The organism is Blastopirellula sp. J2-11 (assembly GCF_024584705.1).
Taxonomy (GTDB): Bacteria; Planctomycetota; Planctomycetia; order Pirellulales; family Pirellulaceae; genus Blastopirellula.
Genome location: NZ_CP097384.1, coordinates 4,710,211 through 4,728,810 on the forward strand (window position 1 = coordinate 4,710,211; position 18,600 = coordinate 4,728,810).

The window sequence follows — 18,600 nt, forward strand, 5'->3', positions numbered from 1 at the left end:
CTCTTTATCATACAATGCGACGCAGGCGGTTCGCCTCCCCTGGACCTGATTTCGGCCCGATTCCCGCCGAACCGTTTTACTAGTAGATTGCCCCTGTTGCAGCCTGAATGCCCTTATTTTCAAGCGAGAACGCCGCGTGAATCACGACGAGGAAGACGACCAAGAGCCGGAAAAGTACGAAATCGCAATCTCGGGCGAGCTGGGCGAAGACATGTCTGAGCTCTACGAAAAGCTGATCGCCGTGCCAGAAGGTGGAGAATGCACCCTTTACTTTGATTCTCCCGGCGGCAGCTCTTATGCGGCTTCGGCGCTCGTTTCGTTGATCAAATTGCGTCGTCTAAAAGCGACCGGCATCGTGATCGGCGAATGTTCGTCCGCCGCGATCTGGCCCTTCGCCGCTTGCTATCAGCGGTATGTCACGCGATGGAGCGTCCTGCTGTTTCACCCCATGCGCTGGCAAAGCGAAGAGAACATCCCGCTAGCCGAAGCCCGCGAGTGGGTGCGGCACTACAAGTTTCTCCACGAAGAAATGGACGTGCTGCTAGCAAATCTGTTTGGCGCCGATGAGGAGTTGATCAACCGCTGGACCCATCCCGGCAAGTTTGTCATCGGTCCCGAACTGGCCGAAGCCGGTCTGGCCGAATTGATCGAGCTTTAACCTGCGGCATTTGCTACGATCTGCGATCAGTTCCCATTTCGCCTTCCCCAATATTGGCGTCTGCTGATCGATGGTCGTTCGGATTACCAGCTTCGTGCTTCTCTGCCTCACCGCTGCGTTGGTCGCAGGCTGCGGCGGTAAGCCGATGGTCCATGATCCGAACAAGCCATCTGACTATGGTCGTCTGACGCTGACGCGACAGGTGAATCATCCCGAATTGACGCGTCTGATCGATCCGATCGTCGGCGAAGAAAAAACGCCGCAAGGCTTAGAAGCAGCGCTGACGACAGGACTCGACCCCGAGAACAACGGCGTCGCCGCACTGATGAAGATCTACCCAGGTCCCATCGCCGACCAGATGGTCGACAGCACCGACGCGTGGCTTCCCAGCCAAGATTTTCAGTTTCCGCCGCTGATGCTGGAAAAAATTCACGCCTATGTCGTGCGACATCAAGACAAAATCGTGCGTGGTCGCGCTGCGTTGCAGATGCCGCAGTGGAAATACTTTTGGCAGCCCACCGCCGGCTACATGGCCGAAGTTCATTTTGTCGAATGCACTCGCGTCGCCGCGCGACTCGAAATTTTGTCAGCCGCCGTCGCGCTGGCCGACCAAGACCTAGACGCCGCGGCGGAGCATATCGCGTTTGCGTTGGAGTTCGCGTCGCGTCTCGGACAAGTGAATCACGTCTACGCCCGCCGTATTGCGGCCGAGTTACGGGAAGCCGCGTTTCCCGCAGCCGCAGCCGTGGGCGCACAAGCGGACGTCAATCGCAATCAGCTCTCGACAATCGCTAAAACGCTCACGAGTCATGTTGCGGCCTGGCCCAATGACGCCGATGCCTGGATCGCCGACCGGGCCTGCGGATTGCATCAATACGAACTGATTCGCGATGGGCAGTTTCTCTCGACCTTGCCGCGTGACGAGTATCAAAAGCTGAAAGATGAAAACGAACTGGACGCGACGGTTCGCGCCGTCTCGCGCAACTTGAATTACGACGAAGTCGTCTACTTGAAGCAGATGCGCGTAATCATCGAAGGCTGTCGGCTCCCCTTTTATCAGCGAGCCGAAATGCTCTCGCAGCTCCACGCACAACTGACGGCGTTCGAAGGAACCAACGACTATCCTACCGTCGCCGCCAAGTGGCTATTGGTCGACGTCAGCAAACAGCAACGAATCGCCGCTCGCGACAAAGCGCTGTCCACCGCATGGAGCTTGGCGCTGCAACTCGCCCTCGGCGCTGAGCCGCCAGAACCGACGCCGATGAATACGCTGACAGGCGCACCCTATCAAATTCGCATCGAACCGCGCCGCGTCGTCGTCGCTGCCGTCGACGGCAGCGGCGAAGACGAGATCATCGCCCTCCCCCGCTTCACTCAACCGTAATACTACCGATAGCTGCCGTGGCAATCGGAACAGGCGCCGGCGATCGCGCCGCCTGCTTCGCGCGCCAGAGCGGGGTCGTCATTGGTGACCGCTTTGACCATGTCGAGTGCGGCGTTGTGCATCTTGTCGCAAAAGCCGACATAGTCGTCATCGTCGTAGTAGTCGAAGCCCTCTTGCTTCATCGCTTGCGCGATCGCGGCGATGATCTGCGCTTCGTGCAGGATCTCGGACTTGTTGCTGCGGAATTCGGCCTCACTAGCGACCCACTTCTTCAACTTCTTTTCAAAGCCCATATCTAACCGCTGCATCAACGGCGGGCGATCGGCGATCGACTCCCAGGTCGCATCGGGATCGCCTTCGCTGAAAGCAGGCGAACTGCCGCGCACGAGATCGTCAAGATCGGTGGATCGCTGTTTGACAGCGGCGAACGATTGATCGGTCCCCACTTTGCAAACGTCCGCCGTTTTCCAAAACGCATCGCGAGCGCCCAGCGAAGACTCTTTCCAGCGGACATCCTGCGAAGTTTCGTTGATGATCTCGAACAGCATCGCCAGCTCGGTAAAGTTGCGACGGCACACGGCGTACCCGCCCCCTTTGAACTCACGAATATTCATCGCGATCGGAGCCAGCTCTAGATTCAGCTGTTTGACCTCGTCTTGAATCACTTCCGGCGTGATAAAGCTCCAATCTTTGCCGCTCCCTGCCGGGGCTGCGCCGCCGGGACCAGGTGACATCCCGCCGCCTGGACCTCCCGACATTCCACCGCTCGACGCAACCATCGCTGGCGTCGCCTTCTGACTGAGCGCTGCAGGGCGTTGCCCGGTCAGCAATTCGCCAAAAACATCCCGCGAGAAAATGAACGAGGCGCCGGTATTGTCAAAATTGGCTGGCAACTTGGCGCGGCGCTGCGGTTGTTGCGCGGCGGCGGAACCGACGGTAGCAATCGTAAGCAAGAGAGCGATCAAGCAGGCGTTTCGCATGACGAAGGAGATCCTTTTCACTGGTGCAAGCGAAAAAAGGGGGTCAGGTCCCATTTTCGCGGCGAAAATGGGACCTGCCCCCCTTTTTTCGCCGACGCTCCGATTTCGTAGACCGAGAGCGCTATAATCGAAGTATCGACGACGAAACAGTTTTCGGCAAGCAATCGAACGTAAAACGCCTCTGATGAATTCTCGTAAAACGAACCGCCGCGACTTTTTACGGGGTAAATCGGCTGTGGATGCGCTCCACGACCTGACATCTGAGCCGTTACCGCCCCCCAAATCGGTAAAATCGGCGGCTCGCCCCGCTGGCGAAGGAGCCGAATCTGGCGCCGATAGCGAAGCGCCAGAAACCCCCGTCGAGCAGGACAGCTATTTGGTCGAAGTCAGCCGCGAAGCGATGGCCTGCACATTCGCCATTTTTTTGAACGCCGGCCAACACCGACTCGGCGCCGAAGCGGCGGTCGCCGCTCTCGACAAAATTGACGACTACGAAGAACAACTATCGATCTACCGTTCCAGCAGTGAAGCTTCGCGATTGAACGCCGCCGCCGATTTCGCGCCGATCACGATCGAACGGGGATTCTTCGATCTGCTCGTTCAAGCCCAACAAATCTACGCCGAAACCGACGGCGCCTTCGACATCACCGCCGGACCGCTCGCTAAGATCTGGGGCTTTTATCAGCGCAAAGGTCGCGTGCCTGAAAAAGCGGAACTCGCCGCCGCGCTGGCCAAGGTCGGCAGTCAACATCTGACGCTCAACACGGAAAACCATTCGGTCTTCTTTGAGCAGTCTGAGATGGAAATCAATCTCGGCGGCATCGGCAAAGGGTATGCGCTCGACCGCGTGAGCGAATTTCTGATCCAACAAGGAGTCGACAACTTTCTGTTCCACGGCGGAACCAGCAGCGTCTTGGCCCGCGGGGCACGACTGCTCGGCGACACCGTCGGGTGGCGCGTCGGCGTACCGCATCCCTATCTGCCCGGCAAACGAATCGGCGAAGTCGTGCTGCAAAACGAAGCGCTCGGAACCTCCGGCGCCGCGCATCAAACCTTCATCGAAGGAGGCCGCAGCTACGGCCATGTCCTGGATCCCCGTACCGGCTGGCCCGCCGAAGGCGTGCTGTCGACCACGATCGTCGCGCCGACCGCGGCACTCTCGGATGCGCTCTCGACCGCCTGCTTTGTCATGGGCCCCGAACGAACCGCCGCCTACTGCGAAAAGCATCCGGAAGTAGGCGTGCTGTTTGCGATGCAAGGGACGCGGCGGAATACGTTTGAGCTGCGGTTTTGCGGGGCGATTGAAGAGAAGTTTGTGCGGGAAGAAGCGTAACGCGGCCATGAAGACTCGCCCGATAAGGTACGATCGCATTCGCCAGGCCGTCACCGGTTTACCGTGGTCATTCCCCGGATGAAACATTTGATTTCGATCCGAATCGCCTCCGCCGCGGAACGAGAGCAAGTTCGGTCAATAAGAGATCGAGCTTTCGTATCTGTTCGCACGGTCTACTCGCCTACAGAAACGGCCACTCCAAAATCCACGTCGCAGGAAACGGCTCGAATCGATGCGATCGCGTCCATTCAGGGTCTGGACGCCGGCGTCATCGGTCTTTATTCAGATGGTCCGCAACTGCGGATAACCGGTCTCGGCGTGCTTCCAGCGCTCCGTAAACGGGGAGTTGCCTCTGGTCTCCTGAATTTCGCGGAGCGAGTTGCAATAGAACGGGATTGCAGGACACTAGGATTGTTCACAATTCTTGAAACGGGCAACGTGGAATTTTTTTTACGGTTAAGTTTCGCCATCGTGGATGAGCAACTCGCCAATTGGTGCGAAAGCGACCGTTTCGACGCTTTGCACGAAGTTGAAATGAGGCGGGACGTTCGGTAACAATGCGAGATATTCCGACACTGCTGTTACGGCTTTACTTCATCCTTAGAAAGATGATCAGCTCGACGAAATATTCTTTCGGGCGATCAATCGCAATTCCATCTTCGCTCGGTACAAGCGACTGCAAGCCGAGAGGTCCAGGCCTCGGTATTCCTATCACCATTCCAGCGAAACGAAAAACATGATCGTCACCACAGGCAACGAAATCGCCGGCTACCAGATCGTCGAGTACCGCGGCGTCATCCGTGGAATCGTAGTGCGATCGACAGGGATTGCCCGCGGTTTGATTGGAGGCATCCGCTCGATCGGCGGCGGCAATATTCCCGAGTATGCCGACGTCTGCGAAGAAGCGCGGCAGCATGCCTACGAACTGATGCTGCAGCACGCGCAGGAAGCGGGCGCCGATGCAGTCATTGGGATGCGCTATGACGCGACCGAATTTATGCAAGGCGCGACGGAAGTGCTTGCTTATGGGACCGCTGTAAAGATTCAACCGGTCCACTTCTAAATTCCGTCGCCCACTTAGAGACCAAGTCGCATGAATCCGAAAGTGAATGAGTATCTGAAAAACGCCAAGTTGTGGCCGCAAGAACTGCGGGCCCTGCGAAAGATCATTCTCGCCAGCGAACTGGCCGAGGATTTTAAATGGCGCAGTCCTTGTTATACGTATCAGGGGAGCAATGTGCTGATCATCGGCGAGTTGAAAGCTTGCTGCACGCTTGGCTTTCTGAAAGGTTCACTCCTCAAGGATCCGCATGGCGTTTTGACCAAGCCTGGCGAAAATTCACGAGCGGCCCGCATGATGTCGTTCACCCATGTGGGCGAAGTCACAAAAGCGAAATCGATCCTGCAGGCCTATATTCAGGAAGCGATTGAAATCGAAAAAGCTGGCTTGAAAGTTGATTTCGAGCAGAATCGAGAGATGGATATTCCCGTTGAACTTCAACAGAAATGGCGAGAAAATCCGTCGTTCAAAACGGCCTTTGATGCATTGACCCCGGGACGACAACGAGGCTATCTCCTCCACTTCACCGCCGCCAAACAATCCCCAACCCGGGAATCGCGGATTGAAAAAGCGACTCCGCGAATTCTCGCCGGCAAAGGGCTCGAGGATTGTATTTGCGGGCTATCAAAAAAAATGCCGCGATGCGACGGATCGCACAAGGGGAATCGCTAAAGGGAACGCTCGTCGCTTCCGCAGAGATCGTAGTATAAAGCGGCGGCGTGATTTTACTCGATAAGCTGCAAGCTGCAATTCATGTTAATCCCACCACCAAGCTTCCGCCTCCATCTTCGGCGGGACGACGCTTCCTTTGAGATCAGCGTCGAGCACGCCGTATTCGTCGAGCTTGAAGTTTTCGTCGGTGATAAACTTCGAAGCGTCGACGCGGACGCCGCCGCTGACGCCGGCGATGATATGTTTTTTGTTGATCACTTTGTGGTTCATGATCGTTTCGACTTCTTTGGCGACCAGCAAGCGTTCGGGACGATAGCGGCCTTCGACGCCGAAATAAGTCTGTCCCCAATCGCCGCGTGAGGCCAGCGATTCTTTCTCGATGATCGCCGCGACCAACGTCAAATCAAAGACGTTTTGCAGTTCGGCGTAGATCGGATATTTTTGCGAGAGCGCTTCGTAATGCTTGGTGAAATTGTGGGCGAAGGTTTCGTTGAGCGTGCTGCTTTTGCCGGTATGGATCCGTTCTCCATCTTTGGCCAGCATCTCGTTCTCGCTCAGCACTTGAACGCCGGGGCCGCGGATTTCAAAAATGTCACGCGACTTGGTTGTCGCGACGGCCGAATAGTTGAGCGCGAACCACCAACGCAACACGTCCATCGGCGGCGGAGTTTCGTCAGGCCCCAGTTCGACCATCGACAGATAGCTGGGAACGTCGAGCGTTCCTTCTTCTAAGCCCATGCCGATCCGTTTCATGTGATAGTCGGCCTCGACCAGGATCCGCGCGACGTGCGTATCGGCGTCGACCCCGTAGACTTCGATCTCTTGTTTGCCGAGCGTTTGACGCAAATCATCGAGCCATTTGTCCCGCTGTCGCGGGTTGAGACTCTTCTCGCCTGACTTTTTCAAAAAGTCTTGCGTCGCCGCGAGTCGTTCTTGATAGGGAGTAATCGAGCAGCCATAGCGTCCCATTTCGCGTTGTGCGTTACGCATGACGACGACCAGATCGTCCAAACGCAACGTAGGACGTTGCGTCTCGATGTTGACGACGCGACCTTCGGCGTTGGGCGCCCAATTGCCGGCAGGTCCGGCGATCACGACATCGCCGGTCTCTGGGTAGACCAGGACGTATTTTACTTTGTAGATCCCGGCAAGTCGCACCATCTCGCCATCCAACGGTTCGCCGGCCGCCATCTTCAGATGAACTTCCCGCTCCAAACGATTCAGCGAGATTTTGCGAAGCGGCGAGCTAACCGCGGCGCGACGATTGCCCGAGTCGCTCGAGGTCGCTTCACGGATCAGCTCTAAACGTCCCGACCGATCACGTAGTTCGGCGCGTTGCAGCGTTCCTTTGGAATCGACATAAACGCCGCTTTCAAACGGCGCGATCGCGCCCGGACCGCCCAACAGATCCCATGTTTCTGGTTGGATCGTCGTCGTGATTAAATCAATGAGCTGATCGAAGTCGGGCTCGACCCCTCCTCCCATCGCCCCCGGTCGGGCGGTCAACGGCTTCTCGAGCCCAATCAACGTTTCGGTTCGGTATTGATCGCTGGCGATCGAGCGAGCGCTCGAGATCGCAGCTTGCTTGGCGCCGCCAGCCGCCTGAGCGCGAGCCAAACGAGCGTACATCTGATCACGCTGTTCGACGGTTTTCGCTTTTTTAGCGAGATCGATCGCCGGCGGAAATTCGCCGGCCACCAGCAACGCGTCAAAGTCGGCCATCATCGGATCAGGCCCTGCCCCCCACACAGCCGGAGCATGGCCCCAGGTGACGACCATCGTGAGCAGCAATGTGAGGGGAAAAAGCCGAGACATGGCGTTTCTCTCAATTCAACGAGGAGCGCGACAAGGCGCTAAGGCGAAGCGGACAAGTTCGAGCGAATCTGGACCCAACCGAAAGGGGGACCACGACCGACTTCTCTTTATTGTCAACCGTTTGACAGTCGAGTCAATGAACCAGATGCAGAATCTGCGACAAGAATGAAGGGACGCAAGAAATAAAAGAACCGCTTACCAAGCGGCAAGCGGTTCTTTCTAAGTTTCGGACGGGCCTACTGTTGTGGGCAATTAGCCACAGCAGGTCGGTTCCGGAGCGCAGCAGGTCGGCTCACAGCAAGACGATCGCTTGCAGTGATTGAACAGACGCTTCAGGAAGCAAGGCTTCTTGCAGCAAGGTTCGCAGCACGACGGCTCAGGAGCGCAGCAAGTCGGTTCCGGAGCACAGCAGGTCGGCTCGGGAGCGCAACAGGTCGGTTCCGGGGCACAGCAGGTCGGCTCGGCGCCGCAGCAGCTCGATTCGCAGCACTTCGGCTTGCAGCACGAAGCAAGTTTCGCACGCAGCTTGCCAAACAAGCCCATGCGGCAGCTACAGGGATCACAAGGATCGCAACAGCTAGGTTCGGGGGCACAACAGGTCGGTTCCGGCGCGCAGCAGGTCGGCTCGCAACCGCAACCGTGGTGGCCAAACAGGCCCGCTTCGGCGTTGGCGGCAACGACAGCAAAGATCGAAGCGACAACCAAAAACGCCGGGAGAACAAGACGGCTCTTCATCTGTGAGAACTCCAAATGTCTCGACAAAAAAACTAAAACGGCTCTTGCGGCGCCAGCGTCTCAATAGCAAACAAACTATGAGACCCGCCAGCTTGCAGAGATTACCTACTCGTCCAGTGATGAACGCTATCAGATGCTATCGTCCTCCCAGGACGCCCAGGTTAACCACACCGCTCTCTTTTCGTGAACGGATTTCTTTTCCCGGTCCGAACGTACCGGACGTCACGATTATCCGATGCAAATCCCCTGAAAGGAGCAACTTACGGAGCTGTTTCCCCTTCTCAACCCCCTGTTCGCACGCGTCCAATCCTGCCGAACCCATTTCGCGACCTACCTTTTTGCATGCTTTGCCCTTTCGAAGGGGCAATGGGGCAACCACGGCACAGCAGGAGTGCGAACATGACCATTCAATCCAGCAGCGAACCGCTCTATTCCGAACTGGGAGATGATCCCGACTTGGCGGAAATCGTCGAAATGTTCGTTGACGAGATGCCTGACCGAATCGAATCGATGCTGAATTGCGTCGACAAGAATGACTGGGACGGTCTCGGCCGAATCGCGCATCAACTAAAAGGGGCCGCCGGCAGCTATGGCTTCGGCCAGATCACCCCCTACGCCGCTCAACTCGAGCACGACTGCCGCAGTCAGGCAAGCGACGAAGCGATGATCGCTTCGTTTCGCGAACTCGCCGTAGTATGCCGCCGAATTCGCGGCGGCGCACCTAGCACGAAGTATTGAATCGGACGAGAAACGGCAAAAACTTGCCGATCAAATCGACTTTGCGCCGTTACGCCTACTTCGCCGGCGCAAAGCGCAGTCGAACAATTCGTCCCGGCAGCGTCGTGATCAGTTCGGCGCCGTTGAGCGACGCCAGGCCGTTTGGCATTTCGCCAAATGAAAGGCGATCAGTCGCCGCGCCGTCCGCTTGCATCAGATGCAACGTCCCATCAGGTCCGAGCCCGCACCAACCGCGCTGCGGACCAATCGCGACGGCGGTCATCCGCGGCGAAACATTCGGCAACTCGGCGGCCGGCAAAGGATAGCTCCAAGTTTGCGCGTCGTCTTTAGCCAGCGCGTCAAACTCCAGCATCTCAATCTCGGCTAGCGCCAGCGCTAATTGTTCTCCAGACGTCGCGTCATAGGCGAGCGACAACAGCGAACGCCCAGGCAACGTGATCTCGCGGCGAATTTGTCCTTGGCGATCAATCACCAGCGCTTTGCTGGATGCGTCCATCACCGCAATCTGTCCCGCGCCGACTCTCGCCAAATCGCGCAGCTGCTGCATGTCGCGGAAGCTCCAGAGTCGCTTTCCGCTTTCATCCACGCCGTGAGCGCCGACCTCTCCATGAAAAGCGACCACCAACGTCGTCTGCTCGGCGCCGCCGAGAAGTTGGGCATCGGCGATTCCGGCATGCGGCGCGTCACTGGTCGGATAGCGAAATAGCGGCTCAAGCTGTTCATCAAGCAGCCAAAGTCGCTGACCATTTGCTGAAAAAAGAGCGACGCGCAATCCCTTGTCCGACGCGGCGACGCGCAGACGATCAACAACCACGCCTGCTCCCAAATTAAACTCATGCCGCGACGCTAACTTGCCATCGACATCGAGTTCACAAATCGCGGTACCGCCGTCGAGGACGAAAATACGTTCTCCCCCTTCGTCGCGCAGCACGGCGACGGCGCCCGGTTGTTCCACATCGGTCGTTGACCAGACCGTTTCTGACGCAAAGTGACTCAACTCGCGAGCTGGCGCCAAATCAACAGTCGGAAGCGGCAAATCACGATACGGATTTTTGCCCGCCATCGATGCGGTCAACGCCGCTTGATACAGCTTTTGCTCCGCTCTAGCGGCCGTCTGCGTCACTTCTGCAACGTTCTCTCCGCTAGCGATGCGACGAGCGATCCCCCACAAGCGTTCGGCCAGATCCGGCGTCGCGCCGGCTTCAATAAACTGCACGCGGCCTTTCGCATCCAACAGAACGACCGTCGGAGCGCCCGGGATGCGGAACTGCTGTTGCCCAACCGCTTGCCCATCACGATAGACGGCGAAGTTGGCGCCCCATTGCTCCAGTCGCTGTTGCACTTGTTCGGCGGTCGTTTCCCGCGGGTCAACCGAAATCAGTTTCACATCCACGCCGCTCGAAGCGTCCGCCGCAAAGCGGGTCAGTTGCTCCGACATCAGTCGACTCGACGGGTGATCGTTAATCCATGCCAACAGGGTCGGTTGTCCCAGAAACTCCGTCGACCTCACCTCGCCGCCTGAGAGTCGCTCCAGCGTGAACTCCTGCGGCGTCTCCCCCAGCAGTTGGTTAGTCGACGCTTGCGATGGTCGAACAAAGTAGGTGACCTGCTTGTCCCCGCCGCGGATATTGAACAGAAATTCGTTCTCGTGAATCGGGTCGCCGATCGCAGCGTCAATAAAATCGGCTACTAGCGAAATTTTCGCGTTGGGATCGCTCGCTTTCAACGCCGAGAGCATCGGCTCTTGCGGATACTCGATCCGTCGCAGCAAAAAGTTCTCGGCGTCCACAAACATCGTCAGCGGGCCATTGGGCGTTTGATAAATCAGCCGGTGACAGCGGCGACCGTTGATATTGTCATCGACCCCCAGCACGTAGTGAGTCGCCTCTTCCGTAAAGTCAGGCTTTTCTTTCGCCAACAACATTTCAAGCGTGGGCGGAGGACCAACGATACCGCCGACCAAAATCTCGGACAAAATCGGGTCACTCTGCTGCGGATCAAGATAGAGGACTGCGGCGTCGATCTGCTCCGGCGCCGGGCGAACCAGCGCCTGATGATCCATTTCATCGGTCGCTTCGTCAAAAATTTTGGCGATCAGCCGTTTTCCGTCACACGCGATCATCACCTGATAGGCGTCGACCCGCAAATAATTGGGACGCTTCCATTTGACGGCGAACGCCACGTCATCGATGGTCGTTTCTCCGGCCAGCGTTCGGCTGAGCCGCAGCTTCCCACGATCGAAGTAAGAATCGGCCTGTGCATAAGCGGCGGCCATCCCCTCTAATAGTTCGATCGGCGTTTTTGCGTCGTCAACCACCGCTTCCGCCGCCTGATCGGGTGTGTCGGCGGCTGATTTTCCGGCTGAACTGGTCGAATTTTCACACCCAACCGCTTGGCACAGGCCAAGGACCAAGAGAACGATCCAAACTCGCATGACGACATCCCTTCCGACAAACTGCGGCTCGCAGAAAAGGCCCATTATCATCGATTTGGCGTCTCGGCGTAAACCTCGACTCGTTGACCCCCGGCGACAATCCCTTCTAAGATTGCAGGAATCATTTCGCTGTCACATTGTGCGTAGTTGACCATGCAGATCTCATTGTCGTTCGGCGAAAGCCAAAAATTCGAGTTGGAACTGGCCGATGACAAGGTCGTCGCGCTCTGTGATGGGGCGGGATCGACGCTGCCGTCGGTCTTGGAAGCGGTCGACGCAGCGCTGACCAAGCCTCCGCAGTTCCCCGCACTTGCCGACGCCACCGTGCCGGGCGATCTGGTCGCTTTCGCGATCGGCCGTCACATTCCGGCGGTGGACGAAATCATCGCCGCGATTTTGCAAGTCACCTCTCGGCCGGAGATGGCGGATCGCCGCATCGCGATCGTTCTGCCGCATGACGCCGCCAAAGATCTGGAAGCGTCCGTTCAGCAAATGATCGGCGAGCGCGCCGATGTCACGGTCGAACGCCATGATCCCGATGACCGCAACAAGCTGGCGTTTATCGGCGCGACCAAAGAGAATCGCCCGATCATGATGAACCGTTCGCTCAGCGACGCAGACATGGTGGTTCCCGTCGGATTGGCTCGACTGGATTCGTCGCTCGACTATTTTGGTCCCTACGAAGCGGTCTTCCCCACGTTCACTGACCACGAAACGATGCAGCGTCTTTCGGCGCCGGCCTTTGTCGAACAACCCGTCTTGCGCAAACGTCGCGCCGGCGAAGCGACCGAAGTGGGACATGTCCTCGGCGTTCTGTTCGGACTTCAGGTCGAAGCGAATGGCCCCGAAACGATCAGCGCGATTCGCGCCGGCGCAATCGACGTGCTGTCGGCACAGATTCAATCCGAACTCGCCAACGCCTGGCGGTATCAACCTTCCAAACGCGCCGCTCTGGCGGTTGTCGCGATCAGCGGCGGTCATTCACAACAGACCTGGGCGAATTTCGCCCGCGCACTCGCAGTCGCTTCGGCGGCGGCTGACGACAACGCAGCGATCATGATCTGCTGCGAATTGTCGACCCATCCCTCGGCGACCATGTTGCAGCTGGCCGAACACGATGACCTGGATGATCAGCGCCGCCGGATTCGTCGCGAGCGCACCACCGACGCCGTCGCCGCGCTGCAATTGGCGACCACGCTCGACCGTAACAAGATCTATCTGTTGAGCAACTTGCCGGAAGCGATCGTTGACGAGCTAAACATGGCTCCGGTCGCCAATCTGGAGGAAGCCCGCAAAGTGTGCGAGTATTACGATTCGTGCACGTTCATCGCGCATGGGCAACTCGCTGAAGTCGCGGTCGAAGGGGAAGAGATTTCGAGCGATATCGATTGGGATCAATACGCACTATGAATTCGCCTGAAGTTCGCTCTGCCGCCGATCGATGGGAAAGGCCGCTCTGTTTTGATTTATCTCGTCGCACGCGTCTGCAAATGTCGGGCGCCGACCGGGTAAAGTTCCTGCACAATCTGTCGACCGCCGAAATCAAAAAGCTGCCGCCGGGGCAAGGATGCGAAACGTTCATCCCAACCCTGCAGGGAAGGATTCTGGGACACTTCTTCGCACTGCCCACCGTTGATTCGATCTATCTGACGGGGGTTCCCAATCAAGCCGAGTCGCTACTTCCCCACTTTCAAAAGTATGCGGTGATTGAAGATGTCGAAGTGGTCGATCGCACGGCGGACACTCGCGAATACTTACTCGCTGGTCCGCAAGCGGCGACATGGATCGAGCAAACTTGGGGGATCGCGCCGCCGGAAACCAACTTGCAAATCGTCGCCGTCGACAACGTGACGATCTATCGCACACCTTATGTTGGTCATTCGGCCTGGGGAGTGATCGTCGGCGGCGCGGATCATGCCACAGCGGCTGACGCGTTGCCGCAGGGGACCGCGGAAGCGCTCAGCGCGCTGCGCATCGAAGCAGGCTTTCCCTACTATGGTCACGATCTCACTGACGAAACTCTCGCGCAAGAAGCGGACCGCGACGCGGCCGCAATCAGCTTCACCAAAGGATGTTATTTGGGACAAGAGACGATTGCCCGGATTGATGCGTTGGGGCATGTGAATCGTCGCTTGCTCGGCGTTAAATTGGCGGCGGAGCCAAGTGCGGACATGAGTTTTGAAATCGACGGCAAGCCGGCGCTGCGGGTCACTTCCAGCGTTTTCTCTCCAACCTTCGAGAGTTGGATCGGCCTGGCGATGGTTCGCCGTGGTTTTGATAAGCCGGGACAAACGTGGGAGACCTCTTGCGGACCGGTCGAAATCGTAGCGCTCCCCTTCTCTTCGTAGCCCACTCCGCGCTTTTTGAGGTTGCGTTATTTGGCCGAACGGATTCTGGTTGGCCCCGATAGCTCCGCTATCGGGGCTGACGAAGTCAGTAAGAGGCATCGAGCTGCGGTCGGATTTACTTCGGTGGTCGCTATACCGTTGGAAATGGCGAAAAGCCCCTGAACTGCTTACCGAGAACCAATGCCTCCTACGGCTGCGCCGCCCCGATAGCGGAGCTATCGCGGCCAACCAGGGAAATAACGCAACCTCAAAACTGGCGCAGCCGGCTACGAAGAGTTGGTGGCTATGCCTTTGGCGCGACGACGTTCGGCGCGGCGGCGACTTCGATATTCATCTGTTGTCGCCACCAGGTTAAGAATTCTCCGGCGACTTCCGTCCCTGCCGGGATCACGCTACTGCAGTCGACCTCTCCCTCTTCGATCGATTCGGCAAGCATGCTGAGGCGCCATTCCATCTTGATGATCAGCTCGGCCTGATCGACATCGCTCAACGGAGTGGAGACGAGAGAAGTCGATTGCTCGTTCCGCTCGCGACGCATGCGGACCAGACGATTGCCATCGGCCTTGAAGAGTTCGCCGTCGATATATCCGCGACGGAACTGACCAGCGTCATTAAATTGGTAGACGGGGTCTTGCCCAAAATAGAGACTTAGCGCTCCACTGGTGCGAAAACCGATCGTCACCGATTCGACTTCCTGCGGCGCATGATACTCTCCGCGGCGGACCAGCGCGGTCGCTTCCTGCATGAGATCTTCGCGGTCTTCTTCGCTTTTCGCCATCCTCTCAGTATAGAGATTCTAGCGAGCAATTCGACCCGATTTATTTCAGCCAGTCGCGGACGTCAAACCGGATTTCGGCGCGCTCTTCACTTAAGATCGAACGGAGTTCGTCGCGAGCGGCGAAAAAGGCGTTAATGACCGCCGGATCCCATTGTTGTCCGGCGCCGTCACGGAAGATCGCGTCAACTTTTTCTTCCGGCATTCCTTTGCGATAAGGACGATCGCTCGACATCGCGTCGTAAGCGTCGGCGACGGCGGTGATTCTCGCCAACAACGGCGTATCGTTCGCCTTCAGCTTGTGCGGATAACCTTTGCCGTCCCATTGCTCATGGTGATGCAACACGACCGGCAAAACTTTTTCGATCTGCTTCAACCCTTTGAGGATGTTGTACCCCAACTCGGGATGAAGCTTAATATGTTCGTACTCGTCGGCCGTCAAACGGCCCGGCTTGCGGAGAACGCTATCATCGATGCCGATCTTGCCGACATCGTGCAACAGACCCGCCATATAAAGCAAATTGAGCGAGTCGGTATCTTGTCCCATCTGCCGCGCCAAACAAACCGACAACCGGGCGACGCGATCGCTATGACCGCAAGTATAGGGATCTTTCGCGTCAATCGCCGATGTCAACGCTTGCACCACGCTGGTGACAAATTCGGACTGTTGACGATAGAGCTCGATATTTCCGCTGTGAATGCCCAGGATCGCGCCGACGCTGCTGAGCAAGCTCGCTTCGACGGTGCCAAAGCCTTTGTTCTCGCAATGATTAAACGCCATGATCCAGCCGAAGATGTTATCCCCTTCGGCGAGCGGCACCACGATCAGTTGGCGAACTTTGGGGAACGGCCATTCCTCGCGGGCCGTGATTCGTTGATTCGCGACAAACGGAGCCCCTTTCTCGCCCAGATTCAGATGCTGAACCAAACGGGAAAGTTCTTCCGCCTGAAGCGGACAAACGCCGACGTTCAGCGTCTTCGTCTTATTCCGTCCCTTCGACGAAACGTCATCGTCGCGGGTCGGCAAAAACTGGATCGCCAATCCTTCGCACGGCAACACTTCCAACAACCAGTTCAGGGCCAGATCCCCCAACTGCTCGTCGCTGCTGGAGATCCGCAAGTTTTGCGTCAGACCATAGAGCAAGCTGATTTCTTCATACGTCGAAGAAAGGCTATCCGAGATTTTGTCGATTTCATTCGACAGACGTCGCGCCTCATCATCCACGCTCAGTTTTGACAACTGCAAGCGAGCCATCCGCTCCAAGCTTTGCGTCGTCCAGCGATTTTGTTCTCTTCCCCATTGTCCGGCGCGCACGGCGGTCGTCCCCAACAATCGCGCCAGCGCTTCGATCTCATCACCGCACTCGAAATGATCGCTGGTCAGAAAGGGACTCGTCGCGACGATCGTGGCGCTGTCCATCGCCAGCGGCATCGCCAAGATGCAAGCTCCGGCTTGTTCGGCGACAATTTCCGGTTTTTTCTTGGCGGCGATAGCGCGCACAATCGGCGAGATGTAATTCTCATCGCCGGAAGGCTGCATTTCGGCAGCGCGCATCATTTCCCCGGTTTCGCCATCCCAATAGGTGAAGTCAACGCCAAACCAAGTTTGCAGTTCTCGGTTTACTAACTCGAGACGATGCAAGTTTGCGTGACGTTCCAGCGTTTTCGTTGGCAGCGCGGGTGCGCCTGGAAGGGTGGACATAGTCAAACCCGGGACTCGGACTGTGCTTACGGATCAATTCCCATACACGAGGGCAATTTTCCTCGTGAAACATAGGTCAGGCAGATGGCGCCGGCAATTTCTGATTTCTAATTCGCACTCAAATTAGTACGATCAGTAAATAATCATTCATAGAACGACGTAGATGCATGGAGCATGCATCACCCTCCAGAGAGCCGGAACCAGCCGAAATACCGTTATGACCCGCTGCTGGGGTAGGTCAGTTAGACGACTGGCTGCGAATAGTCCAGTTGCAAGGGGGGATTTTGAGAATCCGCGATACGGATCCCCGAATTCCGGCATGCTGACACAACACGGAGGTCTACCTACCCCAGATGAAGATGCCTAGAATGCTTGGGCTGGAGAATATCAATGATGAATTCGCTAGAAGTCGCACTTCATCAGCTGCAGGCCGTTCGCCGCTATTCCACCGATTTGATCGATTCAATCGATCACGCCGATTGGTATCGAATGACCGATGAAGGGGTGTCGCATATCGCATGGCAAGTCGGGCATTTGGCGATGGCCCAATATCGGTTGGCGTTGCGGCGCGTGCGCGGTCCGGCGGAAGGAGATGACGCATTCATTTCCGCCGACTTCTTGCGCGTTTTCGGCAAAGGTTCGACTCCTGTCCCACAGCCGGAAGTTTATCCTTGCCCCGACGAAATATTGTCGGTTTTTCATCACGTTCATCGCCAGGTCATGGAAGAACTGCCGCAGTTCCCCGTTTCCCGGTTGTCTGAACCGCCTGAAGAACCTCACCGCCTGTTCAACACAAAACTCGACAGCCTACTTTGGTGTGGCCAGCACGAAATGCTGCACGCCGGACAAATTGGGCTTATTCGCCGCCTTCTGGGAGCGGACTACCGCTGGTGATGATTCAAAATACGCTTCGCAATCGAGTACGAAATCTGTCTGCTGAGCCCATTCGGTCACAGACGCCGTTGCCGCTGCTGATAACCGGCGTCGCAGGCGTACCCGGCTACAATGCGCTCCCCTACTTCACCGAGAAGTACCCCGGCCAAGTCGTCGGGGTCCGCCAAGTCAACAATTGGCGCATGCTTGGCGACAACATCGTCGCCTGCGATGTGGAAGACATGGACGGTTTGAAGCGTCTGTTTGACAAGTATCAATTTCGCGCGGTGCTGAACTGCGGCGGAAGTTGCGCCCTGAAATCGTGCGAGCTTGACCCGTCGATGGCCTGGCGAATCAATTTTGAAAGCGTTCGCAATCTGCTGTCGGTTTTGGAAGACAGCGACACGCGGCTCGTCCAGCTTTCGATTGACTTGGTTTATTCGGACAAGCTGGGGGGCGGCTATCTAGAGCATGAGCCGACCGATCCGGTCACCATCTATGGCAAAACGATGGCCGCGGCGGAGAATCTGATTCAGTTGGAGCGTCCCGAGTCAGCGGTCCTACGGATCTCACTGCCGATGGGAGTTAGCTTCAACGGGCACGCCGGCGCGATCGATTGGATTCAATCCCGTTTCATGAAGGACAAACCGGCGACGCTCTATTACGACGAGATTCGCACTCCCACCTACACCGATTGCATGAATCGCGTTATCGACGACGTTCTGGGGCGTAATTTGGCGGGCATCTACCACGCCGGCGGTCCGCGTCGTTTGAGCTTGTATCAAATCGCCCAGATCATCAATCGCGTCGGTGACTATAACCCTAACAATTTGATGGGTTGCATGCGGGTCGAAGCTGGCCCCATTCCGCCGCGCGCCGGCGATGTCACCATGGACTCGACCAAATTGGCCGACCATTTGGGATACGAACCGTTCGATCCCTGGCCGCTGGAAGATTGTTGGATGCCGACCCACGCCGATTGGCATCACGAGCGGCCGGCTGACGAAGAACGGGGCCCCCACCGGATTCAGGAACTTCTCTACCGCAATCCGCGTTTTCTCGACTGAGAAACGTCGGGTGCGCACCAGTTCTC

The 18,600-nt window shown here is 57.2% G+C and carries 17 protein-coding genes; 11 read left to right on the forward strand and 6 right to left on the reverse strand.

Translation table 11 applies throughout. The features are described from left to right. Positions 1 to 136: 136 nt before the first annotated feature. Complete coding sequence (locus tag M4951_RS18585; protein WP_002654768.1) at positions 137 to 658, forward strand: ATP-dependent Clp protease proteolytic subunit; 522 nt, start codon at positions 137 to 139, stop codon at positions 656 to 658. A 94-nt stretch (positions 659 to 752) separates the two neighbouring features. Further along, on the forward strand, positions 753 to 2,042 hold the full coding sequence (locus tag M4951_RS18590) for a hypothetical protein (RefSeq protein WP_262023132.1): 1,290 nt from the start codon (positions 753 to 755) through the stop codon (positions 2,040 to 2,042). A 2-nt stretch (positions 2,043 to 2,044) separates the two neighbouring features. Here the strand turns inward: M4951_RS18590 and M4951_RS18595 are convergent, their stop codons facing one another. After that, positions 2,045 to 3,022, reverse strand: a complete 978-nt coding sequence (locus M4951_RS18595) for a cytochrome c (protein ID WP_262023133.1) — start codon at positions 3,020 to 3,022, stop codon at positions 2,045 to 2,047. Between the two features lie 184 nt (positions 3,023 to 3,206). Between M4951_RS18595 and M4951_RS18600 the strand changes: the two genes are divergently transcribed. The 4 genes from M4951_RS18600 (at position 3,207) to M4951_RS18610 (ending at position 6,087) form a co-directional block, all read left to right on the forward strand. Continuing rightward, positions 3,207 to 4,355 (forward strand): FAD:protein FMN transferase, encoded by a 1,149-nt coding sequence (locus tag M4951_RS18600; protein WP_262023134.1) that lies wholly within the window; start codon positions 3,207 to 3,209, stop codon positions 4,353 to 4,355. Between the two features lie 78 nt (positions 4,356 to 4,433). Next, complete coding sequence (locus M4951_RS25660) at positions 4,434 to 4,910, forward strand: GNAT family N-acetyltransferase (protein ID WP_410050402.1); 477 nt, start codon at positions 4,434 to 4,436, stop codon at positions 4,908 to 4,910. A 181-nt stretch (positions 4,911 to 5,091) separates the two neighbouring features. After that, positions 5,092 to 5,418: a YbjQ family protein gene (locus tag M4951_RS18605; protein WP_262023135.1), complete on the forward strand. Its 327-nt coding sequence runs from the start codon at positions 5,092 to 5,094 to the stop codon at positions 5,416 to 5,418. 30 nt (positions 5,419 to 5,448) lie between these two features. Then, positions 5,449 to 6,087 carry a DUF1801 domain-containing protein gene (locus tag M4951_RS18610; RefSeq protein WP_262023136.1) on the forward strand — a complete coding sequence of 213 codons (639 nt, stop codon included), beginning with the start codon at positions 5,449 to 5,451 and terminating at the stop codon, positions 6,085 to 6,087. Positions 6,088 to 6,171: 84 nt separating this feature from the next. Here the strand turns inward: M4951_RS18610 and M4951_RS18615 are convergent, their stop codons facing one another. Then, complete coding sequence (locus M4951_RS18615) at positions 6,172 to 7,902, reverse strand: DUF1598 domain-containing protein (RefSeq protein WP_262023137.1); 1,731 nt, start codon at positions 7,900 to 7,902, stop codon at positions 6,172 to 6,174. Between the two features lie 252 nt (positions 7,903 to 8,154). Beyond that, positions 8,155 to 8,637 carry a hypothetical protein gene (locus tag M4951_RS18620; RefSeq protein WP_262023138.1) on the reverse strand — a complete coding sequence of 161 codons (483 nt, stop codon included), beginning with the start codon at positions 8,635 to 8,637 and terminating at the stop codon, positions 8,155 to 8,157. Positions 8,638 to 9,036: 399 nt separating this feature from the next. On the opposite strand from M4951_RS18620, the gene M4951_RS18625 reads away from it, so the two are divergent. Further along, complete coding sequence (locus M4951_RS18625; RefSeq protein WP_262023139.1) at positions 9,037 to 9,375, forward strand: Hpt domain-containing protein; 339 nt, start codon at positions 9,037 to 9,039, stop codon at positions 9,373 to 9,375. 55 nt (positions 9,376 to 9,430) lie between these two features. On the opposite strand, the gene M4951_RS18630 is transcribed toward M4951_RS18625, so the two are convergent. Further along, positions 9,431 to 11,809 (reverse strand): redoxin domain-containing protein, encoded by a 2,379-nt coding sequence (locus M4951_RS18630; RefSeq protein WP_262023140.1) that lies wholly within the window; start codon positions 11,807 to 11,809, stop codon positions 9,431 to 9,433. 153 nt (positions 11,810 to 11,962) lie between these two features. Here M4951_RS18630 and M4951_RS18635 point away from each other — a divergent pair, with 153 nt between their 5' ends. Then, a complete protein-coding gene (locus M4951_RS18635) occupies positions 11,963 to 13,219 on the forward strand; it encodes a nickel-dependent lactate racemase (protein WP_262023141.1) in 1,257 nt (418 codons plus the stop codon). Continuing rightward, entirely contained in the window at positions 13,216 to 14,157 is a 942-nt protein-coding gene (locus M4951_RS18640; protein WP_262023142.1) for a YgfZ/GcvT domain-containing protein, read from the forward strand. The genes M4951_RS18635 and M4951_RS18640 overlap by 4 nt, the downstream gene beginning before the upstream one ends. Positions 14,158 to 14,440: 283 nt before the next feature. Here the strand turns inward: M4951_RS18640 and M4951_RS18645 are convergent, their stop codons facing one another. Both M4951_RS18645 and M4951_RS18650 read right to left on the reverse strand, forming a co-directional pair. After that, entirely contained in the window at positions 14,441 to 14,935 is a 495-nt protein-coding gene (locus M4951_RS18645; RefSeq protein ID WP_262023143.1) for a hypothetical protein, read from the reverse strand. Between the two features lie 40 nt (positions 14,936 to 14,975). Then, positions 14,976 to 16,634, reverse strand: a complete 1,659-nt coding sequence (locus M4951_RS18650; RefSeq protein ID WP_262023144.1) for an HD-GYP domain-containing protein — start codon at positions 16,632 to 16,634, stop codon at positions 14,976 to 14,978. A 390-nt stretch (positions 16,635 to 17,024) separates the two neighbouring features. On the opposite strand from M4951_RS18650, the gene M4951_RS18655 reads away from it, so the two are divergent. Together M4951_RS18655 and M4951_RS18660 are read left to right on the forward strand one after the other, a co-directional pair. Then, the gene (locus M4951_RS18655) at positions 17,025 to 17,528 is read left to right on the forward strand and encodes a DinB family protein (RefSeq protein WP_262023145.1); all 504 of its coding nucleotides are present in this window, start codon (positions 17,025 to 17,027) and stop codon (positions 17,526 to 17,528) included. Then, positions 17,528 to 18,574 (forward strand): SDR family oxidoreductase, encoded by a 1,047-nt coding sequence (locus M4951_RS18660; RefSeq protein ID WP_262026939.1) that lies wholly within the window; start codon positions 17,528 to 17,530, stop codon positions 18,572 to 18,574. Before M4951_RS18655 ends, M4951_RS18660 begins: the two co-directional genes overlap by 1 nt. Positions 18,575 to 18,600 lie beyond the last annotated feature (26 nt).

Coding starts and splice junctions, on each gene's coding strand:
- M4951_RS25660 (WP_410050402.1), top strand. CDS start 4,434: ATGAAACATTTGATTTCGATCCGAATCGCCTCCGCCGCGGAACGAGAG.
- M4951_RS18610 (WP_262023136.1), top strand. CDS start 5,449: ATGAATCCGAAAGTGAATGAGTATCTGAAAAACGCCAAGTTGTGGCCG.
- M4951_RS18630 (WP_262023140.1), bottom strand. CDS start 11,809: ATGCGAGTTTGGATCGTTCTCTTGGTCCTTGGCCTGTGCCAAGCGGTT.
- M4951_RS18660 (WP_262026939.1), top strand. CDS start 17,528: ATGATTCAAAATACGCTTCGCAATCGAGTACGAAATCTGTCTGCTGAG.
- M4951_RS18645 (WP_262023143.1), bottom strand. CDS start 14,935: ATGGCGAAAAGCGAAGAAGACCGCGAAGATCTCATGCAGGAAGCGACC.
- M4951_RS18600 (WP_262023134.1), top strand. CDS start 3,207: ATGAATTCTCGTAAAACGAACCGCCGCGACTTTTTACGGGGTAAATCG.
- M4951_RS18635 (WP_262023141.1), top strand. CDS start 11,963: ATGCAGATCTCATTGTCGTTCGGCGAAAGCCAAAAATTCGAGTTGGAA.
- M4951_RS18650 (WP_262023144.1), bottom strand. CDS start 16,634: ATGTCCACCCTTCCAGGCGCACCCGCGCTGCCAACGAAAACGCTGGAA.
- M4951_RS18655 (WP_262023145.1), top strand. CDS start 17,025: ATGATGAATTCGCTAGAAGTCGCACTTCATCAGCTGCAGGCCGTTCGC.
- M4951_RS18615 (WP_262023137.1), bottom strand. CDS start 7,902: ATGTCTCGGCTTTTTCCCCTCACATTGCTGCTCACGATGGTCGTCACC.
- M4951_RS18640 (WP_262023142.1), top strand. CDS start 13,216: ATGAATTCGCCTGAAGTTCGCTCTGCCGCCGATCGATGGGAAAGGCCG.
- M4951_RS18595 (WP_262023133.1), bottom strand. CDS start 3,022: ATGCGAAACGCCTGCTTGATCGCTCTCTTGCTTACGATTGCTACCGTC.
- M4951_RS18625 (WP_262023139.1), top strand. CDS start 9,037: ATGACCATTCAATCCAGCAGCGAACCGCTCTATTCCGAACTGGGAGAT.
- M4951_RS18620 (WP_262023138.1), bottom strand. CDS start 8,637: ATGAAGAGCCGTCTTGTTCTCCCGGCGTTTTTGGTTGTCGCTTCGATC.
- M4951_RS18605 (WP_262023135.1), top strand. CDS start 5,092: ATGATCGTCACCACAGGCAACGAAATCGCCGGCTACCAGATCGTCGAG.